We start from the raw sequence: 21,237 nt of genomic DNA, 5'->3' as shown, positions 1-21,237 counted from the left end.
TAGGTTTCATTCGCGCTCCGTGTTTCACGGGGGACTTGTGCCGGGTGTCACCGGCGGCGATTTCCTGCCGGTTCAGGCACAGAACTCCGCGATAAATGGAGCAGGGATGTCGTGCGAACCGGTTTCGGGAGGGAACCCTCACACACGCGCATTCCTTTCTGCTACGAACAATAACATGGGCGCATCGCATGGAAATGTATGAATGCGCTCGCCACGCTCAGGCCTTTATATGAAACCCTGCATCGGCATAGATCGTCGAGCCAGTCAGCGTCATGCCGGCCTCGCTCGCCAGTACGGCGGCGATCCGGCCGATCCCCTCGATCGTGACGAGATGCTCGGCTGGGCGACCACATCATGCTTTCGTGGAAATAGACTTCGCTGTCGTCGATGAAAAGCTGCAATTCGCCCGGCTCGGTGAAATCCGTCTGGACGGCGAACAGCGTGACGGACGCCAGCCGGTCGTCACCCGCACCTGCCATTGCCGCTGCGGCGATCGATAGAAGTGTGCCGCCGAGGCAATAACCCGTTGCATGGATCTTGTGATCCGGGACGATGCCGGAGATGGCATCGAGCGCCGCCATCACGCCCAGTTGCCGGTAATCCCCGAGGCTGAGATTGCGGTCTTCGGCATCGACATTACGCCACGAGATGCGAAACACCGTATGGCCCTGTTCGACCAGCTAGCGGATCAGCGAGTTATGCGGCAAAAGATCGAGTATGTAGTATTTCATGATCCACGCAGGCACGATCAGCACCGGTTCGGCGAGTACCTTGCTGGTGGTGAGGCTGTACTGGATCAGTTCGATCAGGTGATTGCGAAAGACGACTTTGCCCTGGCGTCACGGCGAGATTGACGCCGACCTTGAACTGATCGAGGCCTACCGGTGGCTGGCCCTTTGCCTGGTGGCCGGCGTCTTCAAGCGCGTTGCGCGCGCCTTCAAGCAGGCTCATGCCGAACGTTGAAACGGCGCGCTGGGAAACGTCGGGATCGGTGAGCAGGAAATTCGTGGGCGCGAACATGTCGAGCAACTGACGCGTGCCGAACGAGACAACGTCTTCATGGTGACGCGTTGTGCCCGGCACGTCGCGGGTGGCGGTGTTCCACCATTGTTCGGCGAAAAGAAACGTCTGTTGCCAGAGCCGATAAGGCTCCGGTTTGCCATACGTCGGCGTGAAAGCGGTCATCCCCGCGGGAGGGTTCGACGAGGGACGCAGCGTAGAGTCCGAGAAACGCATGGGCCATATAATCGGCGACCCGCCTTGCGTTCAGCAGCGCGAGCGACGCCAGTTCCAGCTGTTTGCCGGGTGCGGCCGCAACGTGGATACGCCAGTCGGCGACCGCGAGCGCTAGCGCCGTCGGCGAGAGACCAGCTGTCATGCGCGCAATCGACGCTTCTTTCGCGTGGTCCAGTGCACGGAAAGGCGCTGGGGATGCCGCGATGTACGGGCCGTCGGCGAGCACGGCGTTTTGAGCAGGGACGGGCGTCGTACGGATGTCCATCTGACTTACCTCGGGTGTGTTGCGCTTTGCTGGCAACGGGCTGACGTGGCTGTTCCGATAACTGTCCAGACACACGTCGGCGACAGAACCGGGTTACCGCATGAAAAACCGGAACTCATACGCCTTCCAGGGCGTGGTATTTGCGTATCAATGATGCGATGGTGCGCTGCGCAAAAAGACTGTAGCGGGTTGATGAATCGATACCGCTGATCTATATCAATCGCCCATGGGTGGGTGTATCAGGGCGGGACCGCGCGCAGTCCCTCGTCTCGAAGAGATATTGCGTCGTGCCTGTTTTCTTGAAATCGCCGTGTGGCTTTTTAAAACCGGTGGGATCGTCATCGACCTGTCGTGGGCCTTGAGCATGACCGAAGCGGAAACGCTACGTTGGAAGAACCAGGGCGAGTGATGGGATGACCGGGAGCGTAGCTCCAGGCCGTTCAGTATGACGGCGAGACCGAAGGCGCGGAAGTTCCGGGACGGCCGGGAGGCACACGCTCAAGCGTCTCCAGGGGGAACGTGATGGCGATACGGAAACCGCAGCCAGGTGTGCTGTCGATTGATAGCGAGCCATTCAGGCGGTGAACGCGCTCGCGCATGCCAAGCAGGCCGAACGAGGTTTCCCGCGGCAGCGTCGCCGACGCCATTCCCTGTCCGTTGTCCTCGACACGCAAGACACATGTCCTGCCACCGCGGGCCAGTTCCACCGTCACCTCGTCTGCATGCGCATGTCGGGCGACGTTGGTCAGCGCTTCCTGGATGATATGGAACAGAGCCTCGCTGGCTGCCTCGCTGACGTTCATGTCATCGGTCTGAATCCGCGCATTGACGTCAATGTGATAGCGCTGCGTAAAATCTCCGATAAGCCATTCGAGCGCTGGGACGAGTCCCAGCGTCTCGAGCACGATCGGGCGCAGGCCAGCCGCAATCCGCCGCAGCGAGGCGACGGTCACGTCTATCAGATGATGCATGTCCTTCGTGTGCGTCAAAGTCAGCGCAGCGATCGCTCCGTTGTCACGGAGGATGGTTTCAAGGTCGGCGAGCGCCATCTTGAGCGCCGCGAGCTGCTGACCGAGGTCGTCATGAAGTTCGCGCGCGATGCGAATCTGCTCTTCTTCCCGTGTAGCCTGGATATGGGTCGCCAACCGTCTGAGTTGCTCGAACTCCGCCAGGCGATTTTGTTCAGTCAGGTCCTGCGTCACCTTGGCAAAACCACACAACTCACCCGAGGCCGTACGGATGGCGGAGACGACCACGTTGGCCCGGAATTTCGAGCCGTCCTTGCGGACCCGCCAGCCTTGGCTGGCGACCCGGCCGTCCGCCGCAGCCGCAGCGAGCAGCGAGTCGGGCTGGCCCGCCGCAATGTCCTCGGGTGTGTGAAACACGCGGAAGTGCTGGCCGATGATTTCGTCAGCATAGTACCCCTTCATCCTTTGCGCGCCTGCATTCCAGTTCACGACCTTGCCCGACATGTCCAGCATGTAGATCGCGTAATCATCGACGGCTTCCACGAGTAACCGGAAGCTCTCGTCGCTCGGAAAATGCGGTCGGCTGGATACGATACCGCTCCGCGCTGGGTCTACCTCGTCCTTCATTTTCTTCTCCTATCCGAAAGCCCGATTGGCATGACACGGAAAGGCAGGCCCGTGTAACGGCAGGTGAGCATCCAGTGTTCGTGGACGCAACGAACCCGGGTGCATTTCACCGGGGTCTGGCTGCTCTGAATACCATTGTCGCTGCATGAAACTAGGATAAACATTGATTCGGATCAAAATTGGCCCCATGGCATGAAGGGCCAATCCGTGTGGTGCCTGACGTCGCGTCTCACCCGCGGCAGCAAGGGGTAGGAGAGACGTACTATCGCAGCGCGTACCGGTAATCGTCACTACAATAGCGCCCGCCCGGGCCTGGATGCCGAGCATCGGGACAAGCCATATTCCAGAGCGCTTGCAGAGCAAACGGGCCCGTTTAAACATGCGGTAGTACCGGACAGGAAGGTATCTGGTCAGTACAACTGAGGGTGGGATGGGTCCGTTGTGCTACGCTTCATTTGACTGCTGTCATCGAGATTCAAGTGTCTGAGCAACATGGCTTTTTTTTTGAAAGAGGTGCCGGATGGAAATGACCCTTTCTGTCAATGTCGAGTGCAAGGCAAGGCGGATTCCGGGTCTTTGGTTTTTATGTTCACGCCTTTCCGCAGACCCAGGAATTCAGTTACATGAAGATCGGTTACGCACGCGTATCGACGGAAGAGCAGAACCTGCATCTGCAGATCGACGCGCTAAAAAAGGCGGGTTGTGATCTGCTGTTTTCTGATCACGGTATGTCGGGCGCGACGTTCTCCTGCCCTGGACTTGATGACGCGCTAGTGTTGTGAGTTAGAAATTCATTGAATAAATTGTCGCCTGTAGTAGTGTTTGGTGAAGCACGAACATGACGAGGCGGCAATGCGCGGGCGACCGAAGGCAGAACTTGTGTTGAGTGAAAGGGAGCGCGATCAACTCACGTCCCTGACGATGCGTCGCAAGACGGCTCAGGCGTTGGCACTGCGAGCGCGGATCGTGCTGGCCTGTGCCGGGGGCATCGACAACAAGATGGTCGCGGCGAAACTTCGCGTTACTGAGCAAACTGTCTCGAAGTGGCGTGCGCGCTACGTGACGCGCCGGCTCGATGGTCTACTCGACGCACCGCGTCCGGGTGCACCCAGATCGATCGAGGAACGCGCACGTTGATGCCGTGATCGCGAAGACACTGGAGTCCCTACCTGCGGGAGCAACGCACTGGAGTACGCTCACGATGGCTCGGGAGACGAGTCTTTCGCAGACTGCGGTGTCGCGAATCTGGCGAGCTTTCGGCCTGCAGCCGCATCGGCAGGAAACCTCAAACTTTCGAGCGATCCGCTGTTCGTCGACAAGGTTCGCGACATCGTCGGCCCGTACCTCGATCCGCCACTCAAGGCGATGGTGCTGTGTGTTGACGAGAAGAGCCAGATCCAGGCCCTCGATCATACGCAGCCCATATTGCCGTTGGCGCCTGGCATTCCCGAGCGCCGTACTCACGACTATATGCGCCACGGCACCACCACCTTGTTTGCCGCGTTGGACATTGCCACTGGCGAAGTCATTGGTGAATTGCACCGTCGCCATCGCAGCAGTGAATTCCTGCAGTTCCTGCGCACTATCGAGGCCTGCGTGCCCGCCGATCTGGAAGTTCATCTGGTGATGGATAACTACGGCACGCATAAGACGCCTTCTATCAAAAACTGGTTCGCTCGACACCCGCGGTTCCATGTTCACTTCACCCCAACGTCGGCATCGTGGCTCAATCAGGTGGAACGCTGGTTTGCTACGCTTACCGAAAAATACATCCGACGTGGCACGCATCGATCGACGCGGCAGCTTGAAGAAGCGATCCGGCATTACCTCGACGTCAATAACGCGAATCCCCGACCGTTCGTCTGGAGCAAGTCAGCCGATGAAATTCTCGCTAGCCTCGAACGGTTTTGCGCACGGGTATAAACATCTACGAGCAATATTCCTTCCCATATGAACCTCGGGTGAAATATGTCTGATGATGCCAAGGTCGTCCCGTAGCCTCCATGCAAGAAGCAGTAGGGGCGGGGGCATTTTCGTAGCACCCCGCCCAATCCCTCACACGATCTTTGACGCCAAAGTATCGAACGACCGCAACGCAGCCCGGAAGCGGTCGTCAAGCGCCAACAGGTGATCGACCGCTCATGGCCGAGGCCGTGTAAAAACGCGTGAGCCGGCAGTCTGTCGAGCGACTGGTGAGGCTGCGCCTTCGCAGCTTCGTGCTTTCTACGACTGAACTGATTGCGCCACGCCAGCAAGCATAGGCAGCTGTGAGATTACGCGCCTGCTAGCTTCATCGCTCGCAGTGTCTTTGCAAATCTGAGGATCTTCATGACGCGTTTGAGGTTGTACGCCAGCACATGCAAGCTCATTTCAGTCGAGACGTTCCGAAGCCTGCGCATCTGGAAGTGGGTTGAGCCCATCCAGTGCTTCAGCGTGCCAAACACGTGTTCGACCGTTCGTCGCCGTATTGTCATCGCGTCAAGCTGACGATCCAGTCTGCGTTGCATTCTGTCGAGTACCGCTTCGTGTTCCCATCGGCGAATGCGCCGATACGGGGCCGGCGTGCACTGTTTTCTGAGTGGACAGTGTGGGCAGGCACTGCTCCAGTAGGTCCGCAATTTCAGCAGATTGGCACTCTCCAACGACGTGTAGCGGTATATCGCGCGTTGCCCCGCCGGACACAGATACTGGTCGTCTCTGGCGATGTAAATGAAGTCGGCCCGGTCGAAGCGGCCGTCAGCCTTTGCCCCAGAGGTTTGTGATTTGGGCACGAGGGCCGCAATACCCGCGTCGTCGCATGCCTTGATCTCTGGTGCGCTGAAGTATCCACGGTCTGCCAGTGCCCTGATTTTCTTTTTGCCCATCGCGTCGCGCGCTGCTTTGGCCATTGGGCTCAACTGCGTCCGGTCGTTGCCGACATTCGTGACTTCGTGGGTAACGATGAGATGGTGCCGGGCGTCGACGGCGACCTGAACGTTATAGCCAACCACGCCCGTACCCTTGGCTTGAGAGATCATTGAGCGTGAGTCCGGGTCGGTCAGCGAGATCTGCTTTTCCGGCAGATCGTTCAGAAGCTCAGCAGCACGATTCAGATCACGCATCTGTTCACGCAACGTTTCGATCTTCTCCCGTATCCGTTCAGTCTTCGCTTCTACCTCGGCTGGTTGGGGTGCGATCGGCGGTCTCCAGCGCGTCCAGATAACGTTGGATGCTTTGCTCGATCTGCTCCTGACGTCGTGCAATCTTGTTGGGCGTGAAGTTATTGTCGCGGCTGTTGACAGCCTTGAACTTGCTGCCGTCGATGGCGACGACCGCTTGTGTGAACAGCTTCAGGTCCCGGCATATCATCACGAAGCGACGGCACACGTTGCGAATGCCTTCGTCATTGCTTCGCCTGAACTCGGCAATCGTCTTGAAGTCTGGCGCAAGCCGGCCGGTCAGCCACATCAATTCAACATTGCGCTGGCACTCCCGCTCCAGGCGTCGGCTAGACTGCACCCGATTGAGATAACCGTAGATATATATCTTGAGCAGCACTGCGGGGTGGTAAGAAGGTCGCCCTGTGCTCGCGGGCATTGTTCCGTCGAATCCGAGGGATGCCAGTTCGAGTTCTTCGACGAATGCGTCGACAATCCGCACAGGATTACCTTCAGCGATAAAGTCATCGAGACACTCCGGCAGCAGTGTCGTCTGACTGCGTTGCGCACCTTCGACAAATCGCCCCATCTGCGCCTCTCATTCCAGCAGGTTGATTCAGTCTAGGCGATCATTAGAGTTTTTTACACAGCCTCGGCCGAACCCCGTCCGATGAAAAATGCACAAACCGGCCGACAGCGATGCGCCCATATCAGGCCCAAGTCGACCCTAAGGGGACATCGGGAAGCGTATGGCCGTTGTGAGAGGCAACGCGGGCCGTTGAAGTGTCGAAACAACGGGATCAAGAGGCCAGCGCGAATGCGCCGAACGGGCCGCTGATCATCGCGCCAGATCCACTTTCGAAAAACGTACTCTCGCGTCATCCTCTCCCGCTCACATGCCCCGGCAGCCGCACCGCCGTCACCGCCATCAACGCATGCAGCATGGCAAGCAGCAGAAACGTTACCTCCCACGCGTTCAACCCATCAAGCGTCGGGTGCGCGCCGAGCAACTCCGCCAACACCAGTGCGCAGAGCGTCGTCAAGGTCGGCCCACCGAGCCGCTGCAGGATGTTGAGCGTCGTGGTCGCCATTGGCAGATTGCGCTGCTCGACCGACGCGTAGGCCGCCGACATCGCCGGCAGCGCAGTCGCTCCGAGCCCGGCGCCGCGCACGAACAGCGCCGGCACGAGCGTTGCCACCTGCAGCGGACGTGAAGCGAGCCACGCCAGCATCAACGTCGCGGCAAGCGACAGCAACGCGCCACCGGTCGCGACCGCACGACCGCCGAAGCGCCCCGTCAGAAAACCGAGCAGCGGAAACGCGATCATCATTCCCAGGCCGAGCGGCGCGAGCAGCCAGCCCATCTCAACGGGAGAACGGCCCCACGCCTGGATGAGAAAGAGCGGAATCAACATCTGCCCTGCGAACATCACACCGTTCGACAGGAACTGCACAGCCGCCGCCACCGCGAACGTGTGGTTATGAAACTGGCTCAGATCGATCAGCGCCCGCTCAGCCTTGCGCGCTTCCACCCGCAAAAAAAAGACGAGCAGGACGATGCCCGCAACCATCGCTACGATGCCCACATGCTGCCGGACGCGCTCTGCGCCGAACAATATCAATGCGAGTCCAGGCGACAGCAGGACCAGACCGAGCCAATCCAGCTCGCGCGGCCGAAGATCCTCACGATCGTCGGGCAGGAACAGCATCGACAACACGAGCGCCAGCACGCCGACCGGCAGGTTGACGAGAAACAGCCAACGCCATGACGCATGACGAAGAATGACGCCGGCGATCACCGGCCCGAGCAATGGCCCCAACAGGATCGGCACTGTCGCGTAGCCGGCCACGCGTGTGAACTGGTTACCCGCCGCGCGCTTCATCATCAACTGCGCCATCGGTGCGAGCAGACCGCCGCTCGCGCCCTGCAACAGACGGAAGCCGATCAGCGCGTCAGCCGACCATGCAAGGCTGCACAGCAGTGAACTGAGCGTGAACAACGAGAAGCACCAGAGGTAGAGCGCCTTGCCGCCAATCCGGTCGATCAGCCAGCCATTGAGCGGCAGCACCAGCGTGAGTGCGAGCAGATATCCGCTCGTCACCCACTGAATGGCCGGCAACGTGGCATGAAGATCCTGCGCGAGATTCGACAGCGATACGTTCACGATAGTCGCATCGATCTGCGCGAGCAGCGAGCCGAGTACGGCGACGGTCGTGATTTTCCAGACCAGCGGGTCGAGGTGATCGCGTTGCGCCGCGCTCACAACGAACCTTCGCGACGCACACGGCCGAAATGAACCGATGTGAACACACCTATGACCAGCACGCCGAAGAGCAGCATCGCGCTATCAACGTTCACGCCGGGCGCGAACGGATGGTGGACCAGCAGCGCCAGACCGATCAATGCGTTCAGCATGCCCCACAGGAAATTGACCAGCGGCGAGGACGGCCCCTTGCCATGCGACGTCGAGAACGGAGAAGGGAACACCTCGCCGCGCAGACCTGCGGTGAGATGCGGCATCGCGTTGCACAGGAAGGCACCCGCGAAAAAGATCGCAACGAAGCTCATGATTCGTCCTTTCAAGGAAAGCCGGAAAAGCTAGGAAAGCGTGGAATCGCCGAGCCGCCTGATGAGTGGAATGGCCGCAGCAAGCGTCGCGACGTCCTGCGAATCAAACTGTTCGAGCTTCGCCAGCAACCATTCACGTTTGGCCGCCGTGCGCTGCTTGCGTTCGTCCACCCCTTTGCGCGTGATCGCAAACAGGATCTGACGGCGGTCCGTGGGATGCGGCTCGCGCTCGACGCATGCCTCTTCTTGGAGGCCCGCAAGGATGGTTTTCATAGACTGCGGCTTCATCATTTCGGCGCGCGCGAGATCTGCGGTAGTCATCGGGCCTTCACGCTCCAGCCGCGCGAGCACGCCGGACTGTGACAGGTTCAGGCCGCCGGGATTGGCGCTGCGCAGCCGACGTAAAAGCTGGCCGACAGCCAGCGTTAGATCGGAGACAGCGCATTCCAGCGGCGGAGTGGATGCGCGAGAGGGAGCCATGCGTGAAGCGTAAATCAAGACAGATAAACCTTGCAAGGTTACCTGTCTAATTGCGGACGCGAGCTACAACGCGTGCATTCATCCGGAACGTATGTCGGATCGTCGTCCGGCTGATTTTCGGTGTGAAATAGACGCTCGAAAGTCCCATCGAGGGAGGCGGCAAATGGCAGATGCTGGCCGACTGGCGACGACCACGCCGGGCGGCAGTCGACCGGGAGCGGGCAGTCAAGATTGCCTTAACCGGACGTCCGCGAGATGGAAACCGGCCATTTGCCTTGTGATGTCGGCGGCGCTACACTGCGCGGGCGGTAAGGCGGGTGCTAAATAGCAAGCTTCCGGCGGGGCATCGGTCAAATGCCAGTGAAAACGAGTCAGGCGGCAGGGGGAAACAGCAATATGACTGCTCCATTTTCCGGCGGGTGTGCATGCGGATCGATTCGCTATGTATGCTCGCGCGCGCCAGTTGCGTCTCTCAACTGCCATTGCCAGGACTGCCAGCGCTCAGGTGCTCCTTTCGCTTCCGGCTTCATCGTGCGGGTGTCGGACATGACGATCACCGGCACGCCGAGGATATGTTCGGTTCGTGCTGGCAGTGGCATGCTCGCGACTCGCAGCTTTTGCGCCGATTGCGGCTCCCCTCTGTTCACGCGTGGCGAGACGGCTCCAGAAGTTATGTCCATCCGTTTCTCTACCCTGGACAATCCCTCGGAGTTTCGGCCGATGCTAGATATCTGGACATCTAGTGCGCAACCATGGGTTTGCCTTAGTCAGGCAATTCCTCACTATCCTCAGTTGCCCTAGTTACCTCGTCATCTGGAGGGCGTGAATCCGTTCGTTGTCGCTTTTGGCAGTCAACTGTTTGCCTCAATCTTGCTGTCCCCACTCGCGCTGTTCTTTTGGCCAAAGCACGCCGTCGAGCCGTCGACCTGGGCATGCGTCGCAGCACTTGGTGTGGTGTGTACCGGCTTTGCGTACGTGCTGTTTTTCAGGCTGGTTGAGCGTGTCGGTGCCTCATACGCCGCATCTGTCACTTTTCTTATCCCGATCTTTGGAATGATCTGGGGCGCGGCTTTCCTGGGGGAGGTGATCACCTCGGTGATGATCGCCGACTGCGCGATCGTGCTTTTCGGAACAGCTTTGGCGAGCGGAAAGCTGCGGTGGATGCTGGGACGCCGTGCATGACCGTCCGTACTATAGTCCGCTGGTAAGACGCTGCTGCCGCTGGAACTTTTTCACTATCTTCTGCAGCGGTTTTTCACTTACTTGGCACAGTTTTCACTTTCTGTGGCACCAAACAGAAGTGGTTGATGAGCTTTGCAAAGGGGAGACCGATTGCTAGCGAAATCAGTGATCAATGGTCATCTGGCAGCGACTCAGGCAGCTGCCGGCGTGGCTGGCCTACCGTCTTTCCTGGCGGATTCCGATGCAAAGCGGCAACGCGTCGCGTACGACGGTGCACAGTTTTCGCGAGAAATCTGGATATGGGCACTGCGTTGCCGAGAGAGGCAAAGAGAAGAGACGGCGTTGATGTGACGTGTGCGAGCCGACGTGTTGTCCGCTGTGGCCCGCAAAACCAACGTGTCACATCAGCTCGGGACTCGCGAGCCGCGTGCCGTCGGAGAAACGCGTCAGGCGAAAAGGATTGAGATCGATGCCGCTCACGTCGTCGGTGACGATGCGGCTCACCAGCATACCCGCACCGGGTCCGAGTCCGAAACCGTGTCCGCTGAACCCGGACGCAATCACGAGCCCCGGCATGCTGTCGACGCGCGACATGACCGGCACGAGGTCCGGCGTGGTGTCGATCGCGCCGGCCCAAGCATGCGCGACCCGCAACCCCGACAGATCGGGGAACACCGCCGCGACGTGATCGATCGCGCGAGTTGGCCACTCGGCATCGGGCGAAGGATTGAACACGCGCATCTCCTCGAACGGCGTGATGTCGTCGTGACGCCAGGTCGCACTGCCTTCGGGCCCACCGAAGAACCGCTGCGCGACCCGGAATTTGAGCTTCTTGCTCAGTTTGCTGCGGAACATCTTGCGGAACTTGACCGCGTGCCGCAGGTTCTGCGGCGCGATTTCCATGCGTCCATAGCCGGGCACGGCGATCGTGTAGCCGCCGTCGAGCCGCCTCCGCATCGCGAAGTTCGGTCCGGAGAAGCAACCGTCGATCACGGCGGGCGCTTCGGCCGTGCGCAGCGCGGTGCCGATCACGTTGACCGCCGGCAGATCTATCCCGTGATGCCGGCAGAACAGTGCGCTCCATGCGCCGCCCGCCAGCACGACGCTGTCCGCCGCGATCAGCCCGCGCTCGGTCCAGACACCGGATACCCGTCCCGCGCTGATATCGAGCCCGCGAACCGCGCAGATCTGATGCACGCGCGCGCCGAGCCGCTGCGCGCCGCGCGCGATGGCGGGGGCCGCTTTCGACGGCTCTGCGCGTCCATCGGAATACGACCACACGCCGCCCGCCCATTTCGCGCGGCCATTCGGCACTCGCGCGGCCAGTTCGCGCGCGGACAGCAACTGGCTGTCGAAGCCGAGCGCACGCGCCTTGCCGAGCCACGTTTCCCACTGCGCGACGTCGGCGGGCTGCTCGCTGCCGTATAGAATGCCGCTCTTGCGAAAACCAATTTCCTCGCCGAGTTCGTCGCTCAACTCAGCCCAACGCTTCAGGCTCTGCATGGCGAGCGGCAACTCGTAGAGGTCGCGGTTCTGCTGGCGCACCCAACCCCAGTTGCGCCCCGACTGTTCCGCGCCAATGATGCCTTTCTCCAGCAGAGCGACCGATATGCCGCGCCGCGCAAGCTCGTAAGCGGTGCTGACGCCGATAATGCCGCCGCCGATCACGGCTACGTCGCAGCGATCGGGAAAGCCGTCGCTATTCGGAACTTCGTCGATTCTTAGCATGTTTGAGCAACCGTGATTGACATGACCGGCCAGTGACGACGCGCGCGGCGCGCTCAGAAGATCACGTAGATCTTGCGCATCGTGTCGTCGACGTTCCACAAGCCTCCGGTGTTCGCTTCGAAGAACAGCGTATCGCCGGCCGTGAAACGGATCGTGTCCTCGCCGTCGGGCGTGAAGCTGCCGCTGCCCTTGATGAAGTGCATCACCTCGGCCTGCTTGACCGAGCGACGGTAGGTGCCGGGCGAGCATTCGAACACGCCGGTATCGACCGCTTCCGAGCCCGGAATCACGTACTGGCGCCCCGTCACACGTGCGGGTTCGGTGCCGGGCAGCCCGGCGGCGCCCCAGTCTTCGAGGGCGGTGACGTCGACGGCTTGCTTGATCTGCTGGACTTTCATGCGGCGTGTTCCTGTTCTCTGGAGGTGAGGTCGATGCGTCGTTCGATCCGGCCGAGCCGGACCACGGTGACGCCTGGGCGCAACTGGCGCAGCGAGGGCATCACGAGCATGCAGTCGTCGTAGGGTGTTGCGACCGGCTGGTCGTCGGACCACGCGATCACGGTGCCGGCCTTGTCGAAAGTTTCGAGGCCGGTGTACGGACCCGCGAAGCGGAAATCCATGCTCTTCGCGACGACCGGCTCGGTCACGCGCACGATGCGCATTTCATTGGACAGCGGCACGATCCAGCCGGCCGGCAGATCTTCCGCCTCGACCACGCCCGACAGCAGCAGGAAGCGCGCGGTGCAATCGCGCGCAACCGTCACAGCACTGGCTTCCCAGTGCTGGCCGCATTCGATCAGCAGCGCGTTCTTCGCACTTGCTTCGTCACCGAAGCCTTCGTAGTCGCGCATACGGCGGCCTTCCGGGTGGCCTTCGTCCTGGATCACGGTGGCGGGCGTACCGAGCTTCCCGGACAGTTCAGCTCCTTTCGCCAAAGGCCCCGCGACAATCAGCGGCGCGCTTTTCTCGTGCATCGAATGCAGGTCGAGCAGCAGGTCGACCGTGTCGATCACCGGCCGCATCGCGCGCGCACGGTCGAGTTCCGACGAGCGGCTTGCGACGTCGTCGAGTTTCGCGGCGGTCCACACGCGGTTGAAGTCCTGATCGACGAAACGCGCCTTGTCGGGCGACGCGTGATCGAAGCGCGCATACGCGTCGACATTCGCGAACGACAGCGTGAGCGTGCCGCGGCGCGGCCGCAGGCCGCTCTTCAACAGGCCGTCGACGGCGATCGCGCCGCACACCTCGTTGCCGTGCGTGAGCGCGTTGATCATCACGTGCGGGCCGGGCACGCCGGAGTCGAACGTATGCACGTACGCAATGCCGGTATTGCCGGCCGCGTGCGCGGAGATGTCCGGAAATTCGACTTCGATCGGATAGGCTTCCATGGTTACTGCAATCCTCCCTGACACAGATACTTGATCGACAGATAGTCGTCGAGTCCATACTTCGACCCTTCGCGGCCGTAACCGGATTCCTTCACGCCGCCGAACGGTGCCGCTTCGGACGCGAGCGCGCCTTCGTTGATGCCGACGATACCGGCCTCCAGCGCGCGCGACACGCGCTCGATCCGGCGCATGTTTTCGCTGTAGAAATACGACGCGAGGCCGAACGGGGTGTCGTTCGCGGCCTGCACGGCATCCTGTTCGGTGTCGAACGGGAACAGCGGCACGACCGGCCCGAAGGTTTCCTCGCCGCACAGCGCCATCGACGCACTTGCATTGCCGAGCACCGTGGGCGCGTAGTAGTGCGGCCCGAGCTCGGTAAGGCGGCGGCCGCCCGTCAGCACGACCGCGCCGTGTTCGACCGCATCGTCGACATGGCGGGCGATCTTGTCGACCGCGCGCACGTTGATCATCGGACCGATCTGCGACGTGGGATCGCTCGCCGGACCGACCCGCAACTCCGCCACCCTCGCGCGCAGCAGCGCGGCGAAATGCTCGTACACGCCGTGTTGCACGTAGACGCGATTCGGACATACGCAGGTCTGTCCGCCGTTGCGGAACTTCGCGGCCAGCAGACCGTTGACGGCGGCATCGAGGTCCGCGTCGTCGAACACGATGAACGGCGCGTTGCCGCCGAGTTCGAGCGAGAGCTTTTTCAGCGTGCCCGCCGATTCGCGCGCGAGATGCTTGCCGACCGGCGTCGAACCGGTGAACGTGATCTTGCGCACGCGGCTGTCGGCGAGCCAGTCGCCGACCGTTTCGGCGGCAGCCGCGCGCGACGCCGAAATGAGGTTGAGTACGCCGTCCGGCACGCCCGCTTCGTGCGCGAGCATCACGAGCGCGATGGCGGTGAGCGGCGTGTCTTCAGCCGGTTTCGCAACCACCGTGCAGCCTGCCGCGAGCGCCGGCGCAATCTTGCGTGCGATCATCGCGAGCGGAAAATTCCACGGCGTGATCGCCGCGACCACGCCGATCGGCTCCTTCACCGCGCTCATGCGTTTGCCGCGCTGCTGCTGCGGAATCAGGTCGCCGTAGATGCGCGTTGCTTCGTCGGCGAACCACGCGACATACGACGCGCCGTAACCCACCTCGCCACGCCCTTCGGTGAGCGGTTTGCCCTGTTCGAGCGAGATCAGCGCGCCGAGTGCGTCGCGATTGGCGACGATCAGCGCGTGCCAGCGATGCAGGATCGCCGCGCGTTCGCTCGCGAGCAGCGCGCGCCAGGCGGGCAGCGCTTTCGCGGCGGCGTCGGTGGCGGCGCGCGCGTCGGCCGGACCGCTGTCGGCGACATCGGCGATCAGGTTGCCGGTGGCCGGGTCGGTGACCGCGAAACGCCGGCCGCTTGCCGCCGCGATCCACTGGCCGTTGATGAAGTTGTCCGTGCGGATCAGCGCGCGGGCCAACTGTTCGAGATTCGTGCTCATGAGACTCTCCATGCCTTGCGACGTGCGGTGGCGAGGGGCCCGGCGCGTGCCGGGCCGTCGATGCGGCCGGTGCGGCCGATGCAGCCGGTGTGGCCGATGCCGCGCGGGATCAGCCGGCTTGCGCGACGCGGGCCGCGATCGCCGCGCCGACCTCGGTGGTCGACGCGCGGCCGCCCAGGTCGCCGGTGTGCGGGCCGTCCTTCAGCACCTCGGTGATCGCCGCGACGATCGCGTCATGCGCGTCGCGCTCGACACGCGCGCCGTTGCCGAGAAACTCCAGCATCATCGCCGTCGACCAGATCGTCGCGACCGGATTGGCAATGCCCTTGCCGGCGATGTCGGGCGCCGAGCCGTGTACCGGCTCGAACAGCGACGGAAAACGCCGGTCGGGATTCAGATTGCCCGACGGCGCAATGCCTATGGTCCCGGTACACGCCGGGCCGAGATCGGACAGGATGTCACCGAACAGGTTGGACGCGACCACCACGTCGAAGCGGTCCGGGTTCAGCACGACGCGCGCGCACAGAATGTCGATGTGCTGGCGGTCCATCTTCACGTCCGGGTAGCGGGCGGCCATTTCGTCGGCGCGCGCGTCCCACCACGGCATGCTGATCGCGATACCGTTGCTCTTGGTCGCCACGGTGATCTTCTTCGCGCGACGCTGCGCGAGGTCGAACGCGAACTTCATTACGCGTTCGGTGCCGTGGCGCGTGAAGATGGACTGTTGCATCACGACTTCGCGCTCGGTGCCTTCGAACATCGTGCCGCCCACCGACGAATATTCGCCTTCGGTGTTTTCACGCACGATCATGAAGTCGATATCGCCCGGTTTGCGGTTAGCGAGCGGGCAGGGCACGCCTTCGAACAGACGCGCGGGGCGCAGGTTCACGTACTGATCGAACTCGCGGCGGAACTTGAGCAGCGATCCCCACAGCGAGATGTGGTCGGGCACCTTCTCCGGCCAGCCGACCGCGCCGAACAGGATTGCGTCGCAATCCTGCAGTTGCTCTTTCCAGTTGTCCGGCATCATCTGGCCGTGCTGCGCGTAGTAGTCGCACGACGCCCATCCGATCTGACGGTATTCGATGCCGATGTCAAAGCGCCGGCACGCGGCGTCCAGCACGCGCAGACCTTCGGGCATGACTTCGTTGCCGATGCCGTCGCCGGGAATGACGGCAATGCGGTATTTGCGGGTCATACGGGGTTCTCCTTGCCGTGAGCGCGCGCCGTCGGCTGACGCCGCGCAGGGGGCGAAATAGGGTGGGGCGCCGATGCGCGAGCCGACGCACTTGCCGATGTACTGGCCGACGCGCGCGCTGGTGCGCGCATGGGTGCCGTGTCGTGAATCTCGTGAACGCGGTTCGTGAATGCCATAGAAGGGCTCAGTATCCGCGTGTCCGGTCGATCTGGCCGTTCATCCGTTCGCCCGCGTGAAAGAGGCGCAGATTCTCCAGCACCGCGTCGACCGCCGACTCCGGCCGCGTCGCGCTCGCAATATGCGGCGTGATGCGCACGCGCGGCTGCGCCCACAGCGGATGGTCGGCGGGCAGCGGCTCGGGGTCGGTGACGTCGAGTACCGCGCTGTGCAACTGCCCGCGTTCGAGCGCGTCGATCAGCCCGGCGCTGTCCAGTTGCGGGCCGCGTCCGACATGCACCAGCGACGCGCCGCGCGGTAGCGTGTCGAACACGCGGCGGCCGAGCAGCCGGCGCGTCGCGTCGGTGAGCGGCAGCAGGCAGATCAGCACGTCGGTGCGGGCGAGAAACGCGTCCAGACTTTCGTCGCCCGCATAGCAGTCGACCCCTTCGATTCGATGCTGCGAGCGGCTCCAGCCCGCGCACGCGAAGCCGAACAGCTGCAGGTGGTCGAGCACTGCGGTGCCGAGCATGCCGAGGCCGAGCACGCCGATGCGCCGTGACGCGGCCGCGCGCAGCGGTTTCGGCTGCCAGACGCGCGCCTGCTGCTGCAGCGCATAATCGAACAGATCGCGGTGAATCGCCAGCACGGCCTCGGTCACATATTCGACCATGCCGTCGACAATGCCCGGTTCGATCATCCGCACCACCGGCAGATGCGCGGGGATCTGCGACAGGTCGAGCTGGTCGACGCCCGCGCCGACCGAAAACACCACGTCGAGATTCGGCAGCGTGAGCGCGAGGTCGCCCGGCTGCCACGCGACCAGATAGCGGATCGCCGCGGGGTCGCCGAGATCCGGCCACACGCGAAACGGGATCTGCGGCGCAAGTTGCGCGAAGCGCTCGGCCCACAGCGCGCCGCGTACCGGGTCGGCCTTGTAGAGGAGGGTCATCGCCGCTTACGCCATGGCCTGATTGACGATGCCGTACGCACGCCACGTCGTGTCCGGCGCTGCTTCGCGCAGGTCGGCGGACGCGTTGCGCACCATCTTTTCGACCGAGTCGACGCGGCTCATGCCGAGGCCGCTCAGCCAGTCGTGGATGCCGGCATCTCCCGGCACGTCGATCCGCACGAAATCGCCTTCGTGCTGCGCGAGCCAGTGCGAGATCAGTGCGCGCGCGCGCTGGTCGTCCGACGAATGCAGAGCGACCACCGGTCCGATTGCATAACCGCGTCCGAACGGGCGGAACAGCGAGAAGCCGAGCACTTCGCCGTCGCGTTCGAGCACCACGCCTTGCGCGAAGTCGAGCAGCGCGGGAATCGTCGCGCTGCGGTCGAACCCGCTCGCTTGCGACGCGAGTTCGATCAGCTTCGCGGTGTCGGCGGGCGTCGCGGCGCGCAGTTGCTCGCCGGCGGGCGGCGCGACCGCCGCGATGCTGGCGAGCGTGCCCTGATGCTGGGTGAGGCCGCCGCAGGTGACGAAGCCGAGCTTTTCATAGAGCGGCTTGCCTGCCACGGTGGCGTGCAGGAAGGTCACGCGGCTGCCCAGTTCTTCGAGCACCAGTTCCATCAGCTTGCGGCCGATGCCGCGGCCCTGTTCGTCGGGCGACACGATCACGAGGCCGAGCGTGCCGCGGTCCGTGCCGAATTTCCAGCACAGCGCGGTGCCGATCACGTTGCCGTTGTCTTCGGCGACGAAGCCGGTGCCGGCGTCGAACATGAAGCGCCAGTCGTCGGCGCGATGCGGCCAGCGCACCGCGAGCGAGAGGCCGTGCGCGGCGGCGATGTCGGCGGACGTGAAACGGCGGTAAGCGGGCGATTTCTTCACAGATGATTCGGACACTGCAAACTCCTGCTGGCGGCATGATCAGCCTAGACTGTCGCATTCCCGGTGGCCGCTTCATAGGACGATCTTTTTGTTATTCGACGGTGGCCGTCGACAGTGTCATCGGCGCACGCTAAACGACGCGAAATCCCGATGAACCGATTCGCGCGGTTATTTTTGACGTTCACCGCAATAATGACGAATTCAATATAATGATCGCAATTCTTGCGGATGTTCATTGCAGTGGGCGGCGGCCACCGCCGTAGCTGCGACGGCTTCGAACCGGGCACAACAACAGCAGCGGTGGGCGTAGCGGGCCGGCTGCACCGTCATCAACAGGAAACACATGCAGCGAACAGAAGCTGGCAAAAAACGCGCGGTCGACCTGAGTCACGGCGACGTCGGCGCCCGTCTGCGGGCGCTGCGCGTCGCGCAGGGTCTGTCGGTCAACGAACTGGCGATGCGTGCGGGCGTGTCGGTCGGCACCGTCAGCCAGGTCGAGCGCAACAAGGCGAATCCGTCGGTGCGCATTCTCGAACGTCTGCGTCAGGCGCTCGAAGTGCCGCTCACCGCGTTGCTCGAAGAGGACGACGCGGTCTCGGACCCGATCACCGGCGACTTCGTGCGCAAGGCGGCCGAGCGGCCGCTGTTCGAGGTCGGCAAGAACGGTATGCAGAAAGAGTTGCTGTCGCCGCACGGCGACCACGATCTGCAGATGATGATCATCATGCTGCCGGCCGGCTCGGGTTCGGAAGAAGTGCTGGTCGGTATCGGCGAAAAGGCCGGCCTGGTGCTGGAAGGCACGGTCGTGCTGAACGTCGGCGATCGCCGCTCCGAACTGCGTGCGGGCGACAGTTTCCAGTTCAGGAGTACGGTGCCACATAGCGTGCGCAACGAGAGCAACAAGACCGCGCGATTGCTGTGGATCATGAACACGCAGCCGCCCGTCATTCACCTCTGATTCCGCTTTCCTTCGGGTTTTAAAGGAGCCGCGAGCGGTTCTTCCTCTCGCGGCGCAGCGGCGCTTCATCCGTTTCGCCTCATTCTTTCTCTTCAATCGCTCCGCTTCATTCGTTCACTCCCCGCCGCTTCTTCCGATGCATCCCGCCCGCTCGATCCGGTTGGCGGCTCGCCTCTCCTGGTATCGCGTCCATTCTCTCTGCTGTTCATTTTTGCGCTGCACGATCGGCTGAACGTGTCGCCCGTGCGTGCATGCGTGCGCCTTATCCGTCAACGCTTACGACGTCATCTACGTTCTCGCGCCGCGCATGAAGACGGTGCGCGCGCTGCCGCAGCGCACAACGAACTTTTCGCAAAGTTTGTTTTTGATCACTAGTAATTCATTTTGTGTTCATTAAAATGAACTTCATTGGATGTTCGTTCATTCGGCGGTTGCGATGACGAACGGCAGTACCGGGTGATGCCATGCGTCGCAACTTGTTCAGCGCGCGCGGCATCGCAGATTTGAACCTACTGATCAGGCCGGGCATGTCTACTCCGTCACTCGATTTCGATCCATCAGCCGTACCGTTGCCGCAAGGGCATTTTATTGGCGGTGCGTACTATTCGACGGGCGAGGCGCAGATCGCCGTTCATCGGCCGTCGGACGGCGCGCTGCTCGGCCATGTGCCGGACGCGACCGACGCCACCGTCGATCACGCGGTCAGCAACGCGCTCGCTGCATGGAAGACGAGCGGCTGGGGTACCCGTTCGCCGCGCGAACGCGCGAAGGTGCTGCGCCGCTGGGCCGACCTGATCGATCGCGATGCGGTGAGCCTGGCGCAACTCGAAACGGTCAGCTCGACGCGGCCGGTCGCCGAAAGCTATGCATCGGACGTGCCGTTCACCGCCGAAGCGATCCGTTTTTTCGCGGAACTGGCCGACAAGCTCGGCGGCGATATCGCGGCCACGCGCCGCGACAGCCTCGGCTTCGTCGCGTCGGAACCGTACGGCGTGATCGGTGCGATCACGCCGTGGAATTTCCCGCTGTCGATGTGTTCGTGGAAATGCGGCCCGGCACTCGCGGCCGGCAACGCGGTCGTGCTGAAGCCGTCGGAAATGACGCCGTTCTCGACGTTGCGTCTCGCCGAACTCGCGATCGAAGCCGGCATGCCGCCCGGCATCTTCAATGTCGTGAACGGCCGTGGTGCGACCACCGGCGCGGCGCTAACGCGTCACCCCGGTATTTCGAAGATGAGCTTCACGGGATCGACCCGCACCGGCGCCGCGATCATGAGCGACGCCGCGATGCACGGCACCAAGCCGGTCACGCTGGAACTCGGCGGCAAGAGCCCGCAACTGGTGTTCGAACACGTACGCGACCTTGACTTCACGGCGGGTTGCATCGCCCGCGGCTTTACCGCGAACGGCGGCCAGGCCTGCGTGGCCGGCACGCGGCTGATCGTGCACAAGCGCATTGCCGAGCCGCTCGTCGGGGCTATCCAACGTCAATTGCAGTCGATCAAACCCGGTCCGCTGTGGGACAGCCGCACCACCTATTCACCGATCATCAGCCCCGCCCAGGCGCGCCGTATCGAAACGCTGATCGACCAGAGCCGCGACAGCGGCGCGGAAGTGATCTTCGGCGGCGGCTTTTTCGACGGCACCGACGAAGGCTTTTTTCATCGCCCGACGCTGCTCGCCAACGTGACCGACGCGACGCCCGCCGTGCGCGAGGAACTGTTCGGCCCGGTCCTGACGGTGCAGACATTCGACGACGAGGACGAGGGCATCGCGCTCGCCGGTCATCCAATTTACGGCCTCGCGGCGGGTATTCACAGCAGCGACATCGGCCAGGCGCTGCGCGCGATGCGCCGTATCGCCGCGGGCACGATCTGGATCAACCGTTATGGCCGCAGCGGCGACATGATCATTCCGACCGGCGGCTTCGGCCAGTCCGGCATCGGCAAGGATCTCGGCCGCGAGGCGATGGTCGCGAGCATGCGCCACAAGAGCGTGCTGATCGATTTCGAAACACTGTGAAGCGCGGCCTTACAGC

17 protein-coding genes and 4 pseudogenes are annotated in these 21,237 nt (G+C 62.6%); 6 read left to right on the top strand and 15 right to left on the bottom strand.

Features of this window, described 5'->3' with window-relative positions:
* Positions 1-323: 323 nt before the first annotated feature.
* Positions 324-1,501 (bottom strand): annotated as a pseudogene (locus tag BXE_RS40160) (PHA/PHB synthase family protein); the annotation flags it as partial.
* A 440-nt stretch (positions 1,502-1,941) separates the two neighbouring features.
* On the bottom strand, positions 1,942-3,096 hold the full coding sequence (locus tag BXE_RS40150; protein WP_011493883.1) for a PAS domain-containing sensor histidine kinase: 1,155 nt from the start codon (positions 3,094-3,096) through the stop codon (positions 1,942-1,944).
* A gap of 623 nt (positions 3,097-3,719) precedes the next feature.
* Here BXE_RS40150 and BXE_RS47630 point away from each other — a divergent pair.
* Both BXE_RS47630 and BXE_RS40140 read left to right on the top strand, forming a co-directional pair.
* Positions 3,720-3,869, top strand: a pseudogene (locus BXE_RS47630) (recombinase family protein); the annotation flags it as partial.
* A 79-nt stretch (positions 3,870-3,948) separates the two neighbouring features.
* A pseudogene (locus BXE_RS40140) lies at positions 3,949-5,019 on the top strand (IS630 family transposase).
* Between the two features lie 350 nt (positions 5,020-5,369).
* On the opposite strand, the pseudogene BXE_RS40135 reads toward BXE_RS40140, so the two are convergent.
* The 5 genes and pseudogenes from BXE_RS40135 to BXE_RS47625 form a co-directional block, all read right to left on the bottom strand.
* A pseudogene (locus BXE_RS40135) lies at positions 5,370-6,822 on the bottom strand (IS1182 family transposase).
* Positions 6,823-7,111: 289 nt separating this feature from the next.
* Positions 7,112-8,497, bottom strand: a complete 1,386-nt coding sequence (locus tag BXE_RS40130; RefSeq protein ID WP_011493879.1) for a DHA2 family efflux MFS transporter permease subunit — start codon at positions 8,495-8,497, stop codon at positions 7,112-7,114.
* On the bottom strand, positions 8,494-8,802 hold the full coding sequence (locus BXE_RS40125; protein WP_011493878.1) for a hypothetical protein: 309 nt from the start codon (positions 8,800-8,802) through the stop codon (positions 8,494-8,496). The genes BXE_RS40130 and BXE_RS40125 overlap by 4 nt, the downstream gene beginning before the upstream one ends.
* Positions 8,803-8,832: 30 nt before the next feature.
* Entirely contained in the window at positions 8,833-9,282 is a 450-nt protein-coding gene (locus tag BXE_RS40120; protein WP_011493877.1) for a MarR family winged helix-turn-helix transcriptional regulator, read from the bottom strand.
* Positions 9,283-9,722: 440 nt separating this feature from the next.
* Complete coding sequence (locus BXE_RS47625; RefSeq protein WP_233518910.1) at positions 9,723-9,881, bottom strand: hypothetical protein; 159 nt, start codon at positions 9,879-9,881, stop codon at positions 9,723-9,725.
* Between BXE_RS47625 and BXE_RS48385 the strand changes: the two genes are divergently transcribed.
* Entirely contained in the window at positions 9,814-10,083 is a 270-nt protein-coding gene (locus BXE_RS48385; RefSeq protein WP_407668653.1) for a GFA family protein, read from the top strand. The genes BXE_RS47625 and BXE_RS48385 overlap by 68 nt on opposite strands.
* Positions 10,084-10,104: 21 nt before the next feature.
* Positions 10,105-10,464 (top strand): DMT family transporter, encoded by a 360-nt coding sequence (locus tag BXE_RS45340; protein WP_011493875.1) that lies wholly within the window; start codon positions 10,105-10,107, stop codon positions 10,462-10,464.
* A gap of 399 nt (positions 10,465-10,863) precedes the next feature.
* On the opposite strand, the gene BXE_RS40110 is transcribed toward BXE_RS45340, so the two are convergent.
* The 7 genes from BXE_RS40110 to BXE_RS40080 all read right to left on the bottom strand — a co-directional run bounded on the left by BXE_RS40110 (position 10,864) and on the right by BXE_RS40080 (position 18,257).
* Entirely contained in the window at positions 10,864-12,192 is a 1,329-nt protein-coding gene (locus tag BXE_RS40110) for an NAD(P)/FAD-dependent oxidoreductase (protein ID WP_011493874.1), read from the bottom strand.
* A gap of 53 nt (positions 12,193-12,245) precedes the next feature.
* On the bottom strand, positions 12,246-12,590 hold the full coding sequence (locus tag BXE_RS40105; protein WP_011493873.1) for a cupin domain-containing protein: 345 nt from the start codon (positions 12,588-12,590) through the stop codon (positions 12,246-12,248).
* Positions 12,587-13,579: a M14 family metallopeptidase gene (locus BXE_RS40100; RefSeq protein ID WP_011493872.1), complete on the bottom strand. Its 993-nt coding sequence runs from the start codon at positions 13,577-13,579 to the stop codon at positions 12,587-12,589. The genes BXE_RS40105 and BXE_RS40100 overlap by 4 nt, the downstream gene beginning before the upstream one ends.
* 2 nt (positions 13,580-13,581) lie before the next feature.
* Positions 13,582-15,060, bottom strand: coding sequence for an NAD-dependent succinate-semialdehyde dehydrogenase (locus BXE_RS40095; protein WP_011493871.1), 1,479 nt, complete (start codon positions 15,058-15,060; stop codon positions 13,582-13,584).
* Between the two features lie 109 nt (positions 15,061-15,169).
* Entirely contained in the window at positions 15,170-16,258 is a 1,089-nt protein-coding gene (locus BXE_RS40090; RefSeq protein ID WP_011493870.1) for a tartrate dehydrogenase, read from the bottom strand.
* A gap of 184 nt (positions 16,259-16,442) precedes the next feature.
* Positions 16,443-17,366: a 2-hydroxyacid dehydrogenase gene (locus BXE_RS40085; protein WP_011493869.1), complete on the bottom strand. Its 924-nt coding sequence runs from the start codon at positions 17,364-17,366 to the stop codon at positions 16,443-16,445.
* A gap of 6 nt (positions 17,367-17,372) precedes the next feature.
* The gene (locus BXE_RS40080; protein ID WP_011493868.1) at positions 17,373-18,257 is read right to left on the bottom strand and encodes a GNAT family N-acetyltransferase; all 885 of its coding nucleotides are present in this window, start codon (positions 18,255-18,257) and stop codon (positions 17,373-17,375) included.
* A 328-nt stretch (positions 18,258-18,585) separates the two neighbouring features.
* Here BXE_RS40080 and BXE_RS40075 point away from each other — a divergent pair, with 328 nt between their 5' ends.
* On the top strand, positions 18,586-19,200 hold the full coding sequence (locus BXE_RS40075; protein ID WP_011493867.1) for a cupin domain-containing protein: 615 nt from the start codon (positions 18,586-18,588) through the stop codon (positions 19,198-19,200).
* A gap of 379 nt (positions 19,201-19,579) precedes the next feature.
* Here the strand turns inward: BXE_RS40075 and BXE_RS46820 are convergent, their stop codons facing one another.
* Positions 19,580-19,729: a hypothetical protein gene (locus tag BXE_RS46820; protein ID WP_158340960.1), complete on the bottom strand. Its 150-nt coding sequence runs from the start codon at positions 19,727-19,729 to the stop codon at positions 19,580-19,582.
* Between BXE_RS46820 and BXE_RS40070 the strand changes: the two genes are divergently transcribed.
* Positions 19,728-21,221 (top strand): aldehyde dehydrogenase family protein, encoded by a 1,494-nt coding sequence (locus BXE_RS40070; protein WP_040123689.1) that lies wholly within the window; start codon positions 19,728-19,730, stop codon positions 21,219-21,221. The genes BXE_RS46820 and BXE_RS40070 overlap by 2 nt on opposite strands.
* Positions 21,222-21,237 lie beyond the last annotated feature (16 nt).

The organism is Paraburkholderia xenovorans LB400, assembly GCF_000013645.1.
Taxonomy (GTDB): domain Bacteria; phylum Pseudomonadota; class Gammaproteobacteria; order Burkholderiales; family Burkholderiaceae; genus Paraburkholderia; species Paraburkholderia xenovorans.
This window is presented reverse-complemented; position numbering and strand designations above follow the sequence as displayed.

Bases quoted from the DNA above. Each gene is read 5' to 3' on its own strand.
- BXE_RS40150 (WP_011493883.1), bottom strand. From the start codon at position 3,096: ATGAAGGACGAGGTAGACCCAGCGCGGAGCGGTATCGTATCCAGCCGA.
- BXE_RS40125 (WP_011493878.1), bottom strand. From the start codon at position 8,802: ATGAGCTTCGTTGCGATCTTTTTCGCGGGTGCCTTCCTGTGCAACGCG.
- BXE_RS40120 (WP_011493877.1), bottom strand. From the start codon at position 9,282: ATGGCTCCCTCTCGCGCATCCACTCCGCCGCTGGAATGCGCTGTCTCC.
- BXE_RS47625 (WP_233518910.1), bottom strand. From the start codon at position 9,881: ATGCCACTGCCAGCACGAACCGAACATATCCTCGGCGTGCCGGTGATC.
- BXE_RS40110 (WP_011493874.1), bottom strand. From the start codon at position 12,192: ATGCTAAGAATCGACGAAGTTCCGAATAGCGACGGCTTTCCCGATCGC.
- BXE_RS40105 (WP_011493873.1), bottom strand. From the start codon at position 12,590: ATGAAAGTCCAGCAGATCAAGCAAGCCGTCGACGTCACCGCCCTCGAA.
- BXE_RS40100 (WP_011493872.1), bottom strand. From the start codon at position 13,579: ATGGAAGCCTATCCGATCGAAGTCGAATTTCCGGACATCTCCGCGCAC.
- BXE_RS40095 (WP_011493871.1), bottom strand. From the start codon at position 15,060: ATGAGCACGAATCTCGAACAGTTGGCCCGCGCGCTGATCCGCACGGAC.
- BXE_RS40090 (WP_011493870.1), bottom strand. From the start codon at position 16,258: ATGACCCGCAAATACCGCATTGCCGTCATTCCCGGCGACGGCATCGGC.
- BXE_RS40085 (WP_011493869.1), bottom strand. From the start codon at position 17,366: ATGACCCTCCTCTACAAGGCCGACCCGGTACGCGGCGCGCTGTGGGCC.
- BXE_RS40075 (WP_011493867.1), top strand. From the start codon at position 18,586: ATGCAGCGAACAGAAGCTGGCAAAAAACGCGCGGTCGACCTGAGTCAC.
- BXE_RS40070 (WP_040123689.1), top strand. From the start codon at position 19,728: ATGTCTACTCCGTCACTCGATTTCGATCCATCAGCCGTACCGTTGCCG.
- BXE_RS46820 (WP_158340960.1), bottom strand. From the start codon at position 19,729: ATGCCCGGCCTGATCAGTAGGTTCAAATCTGCGATGCCGCGCGCGCTG.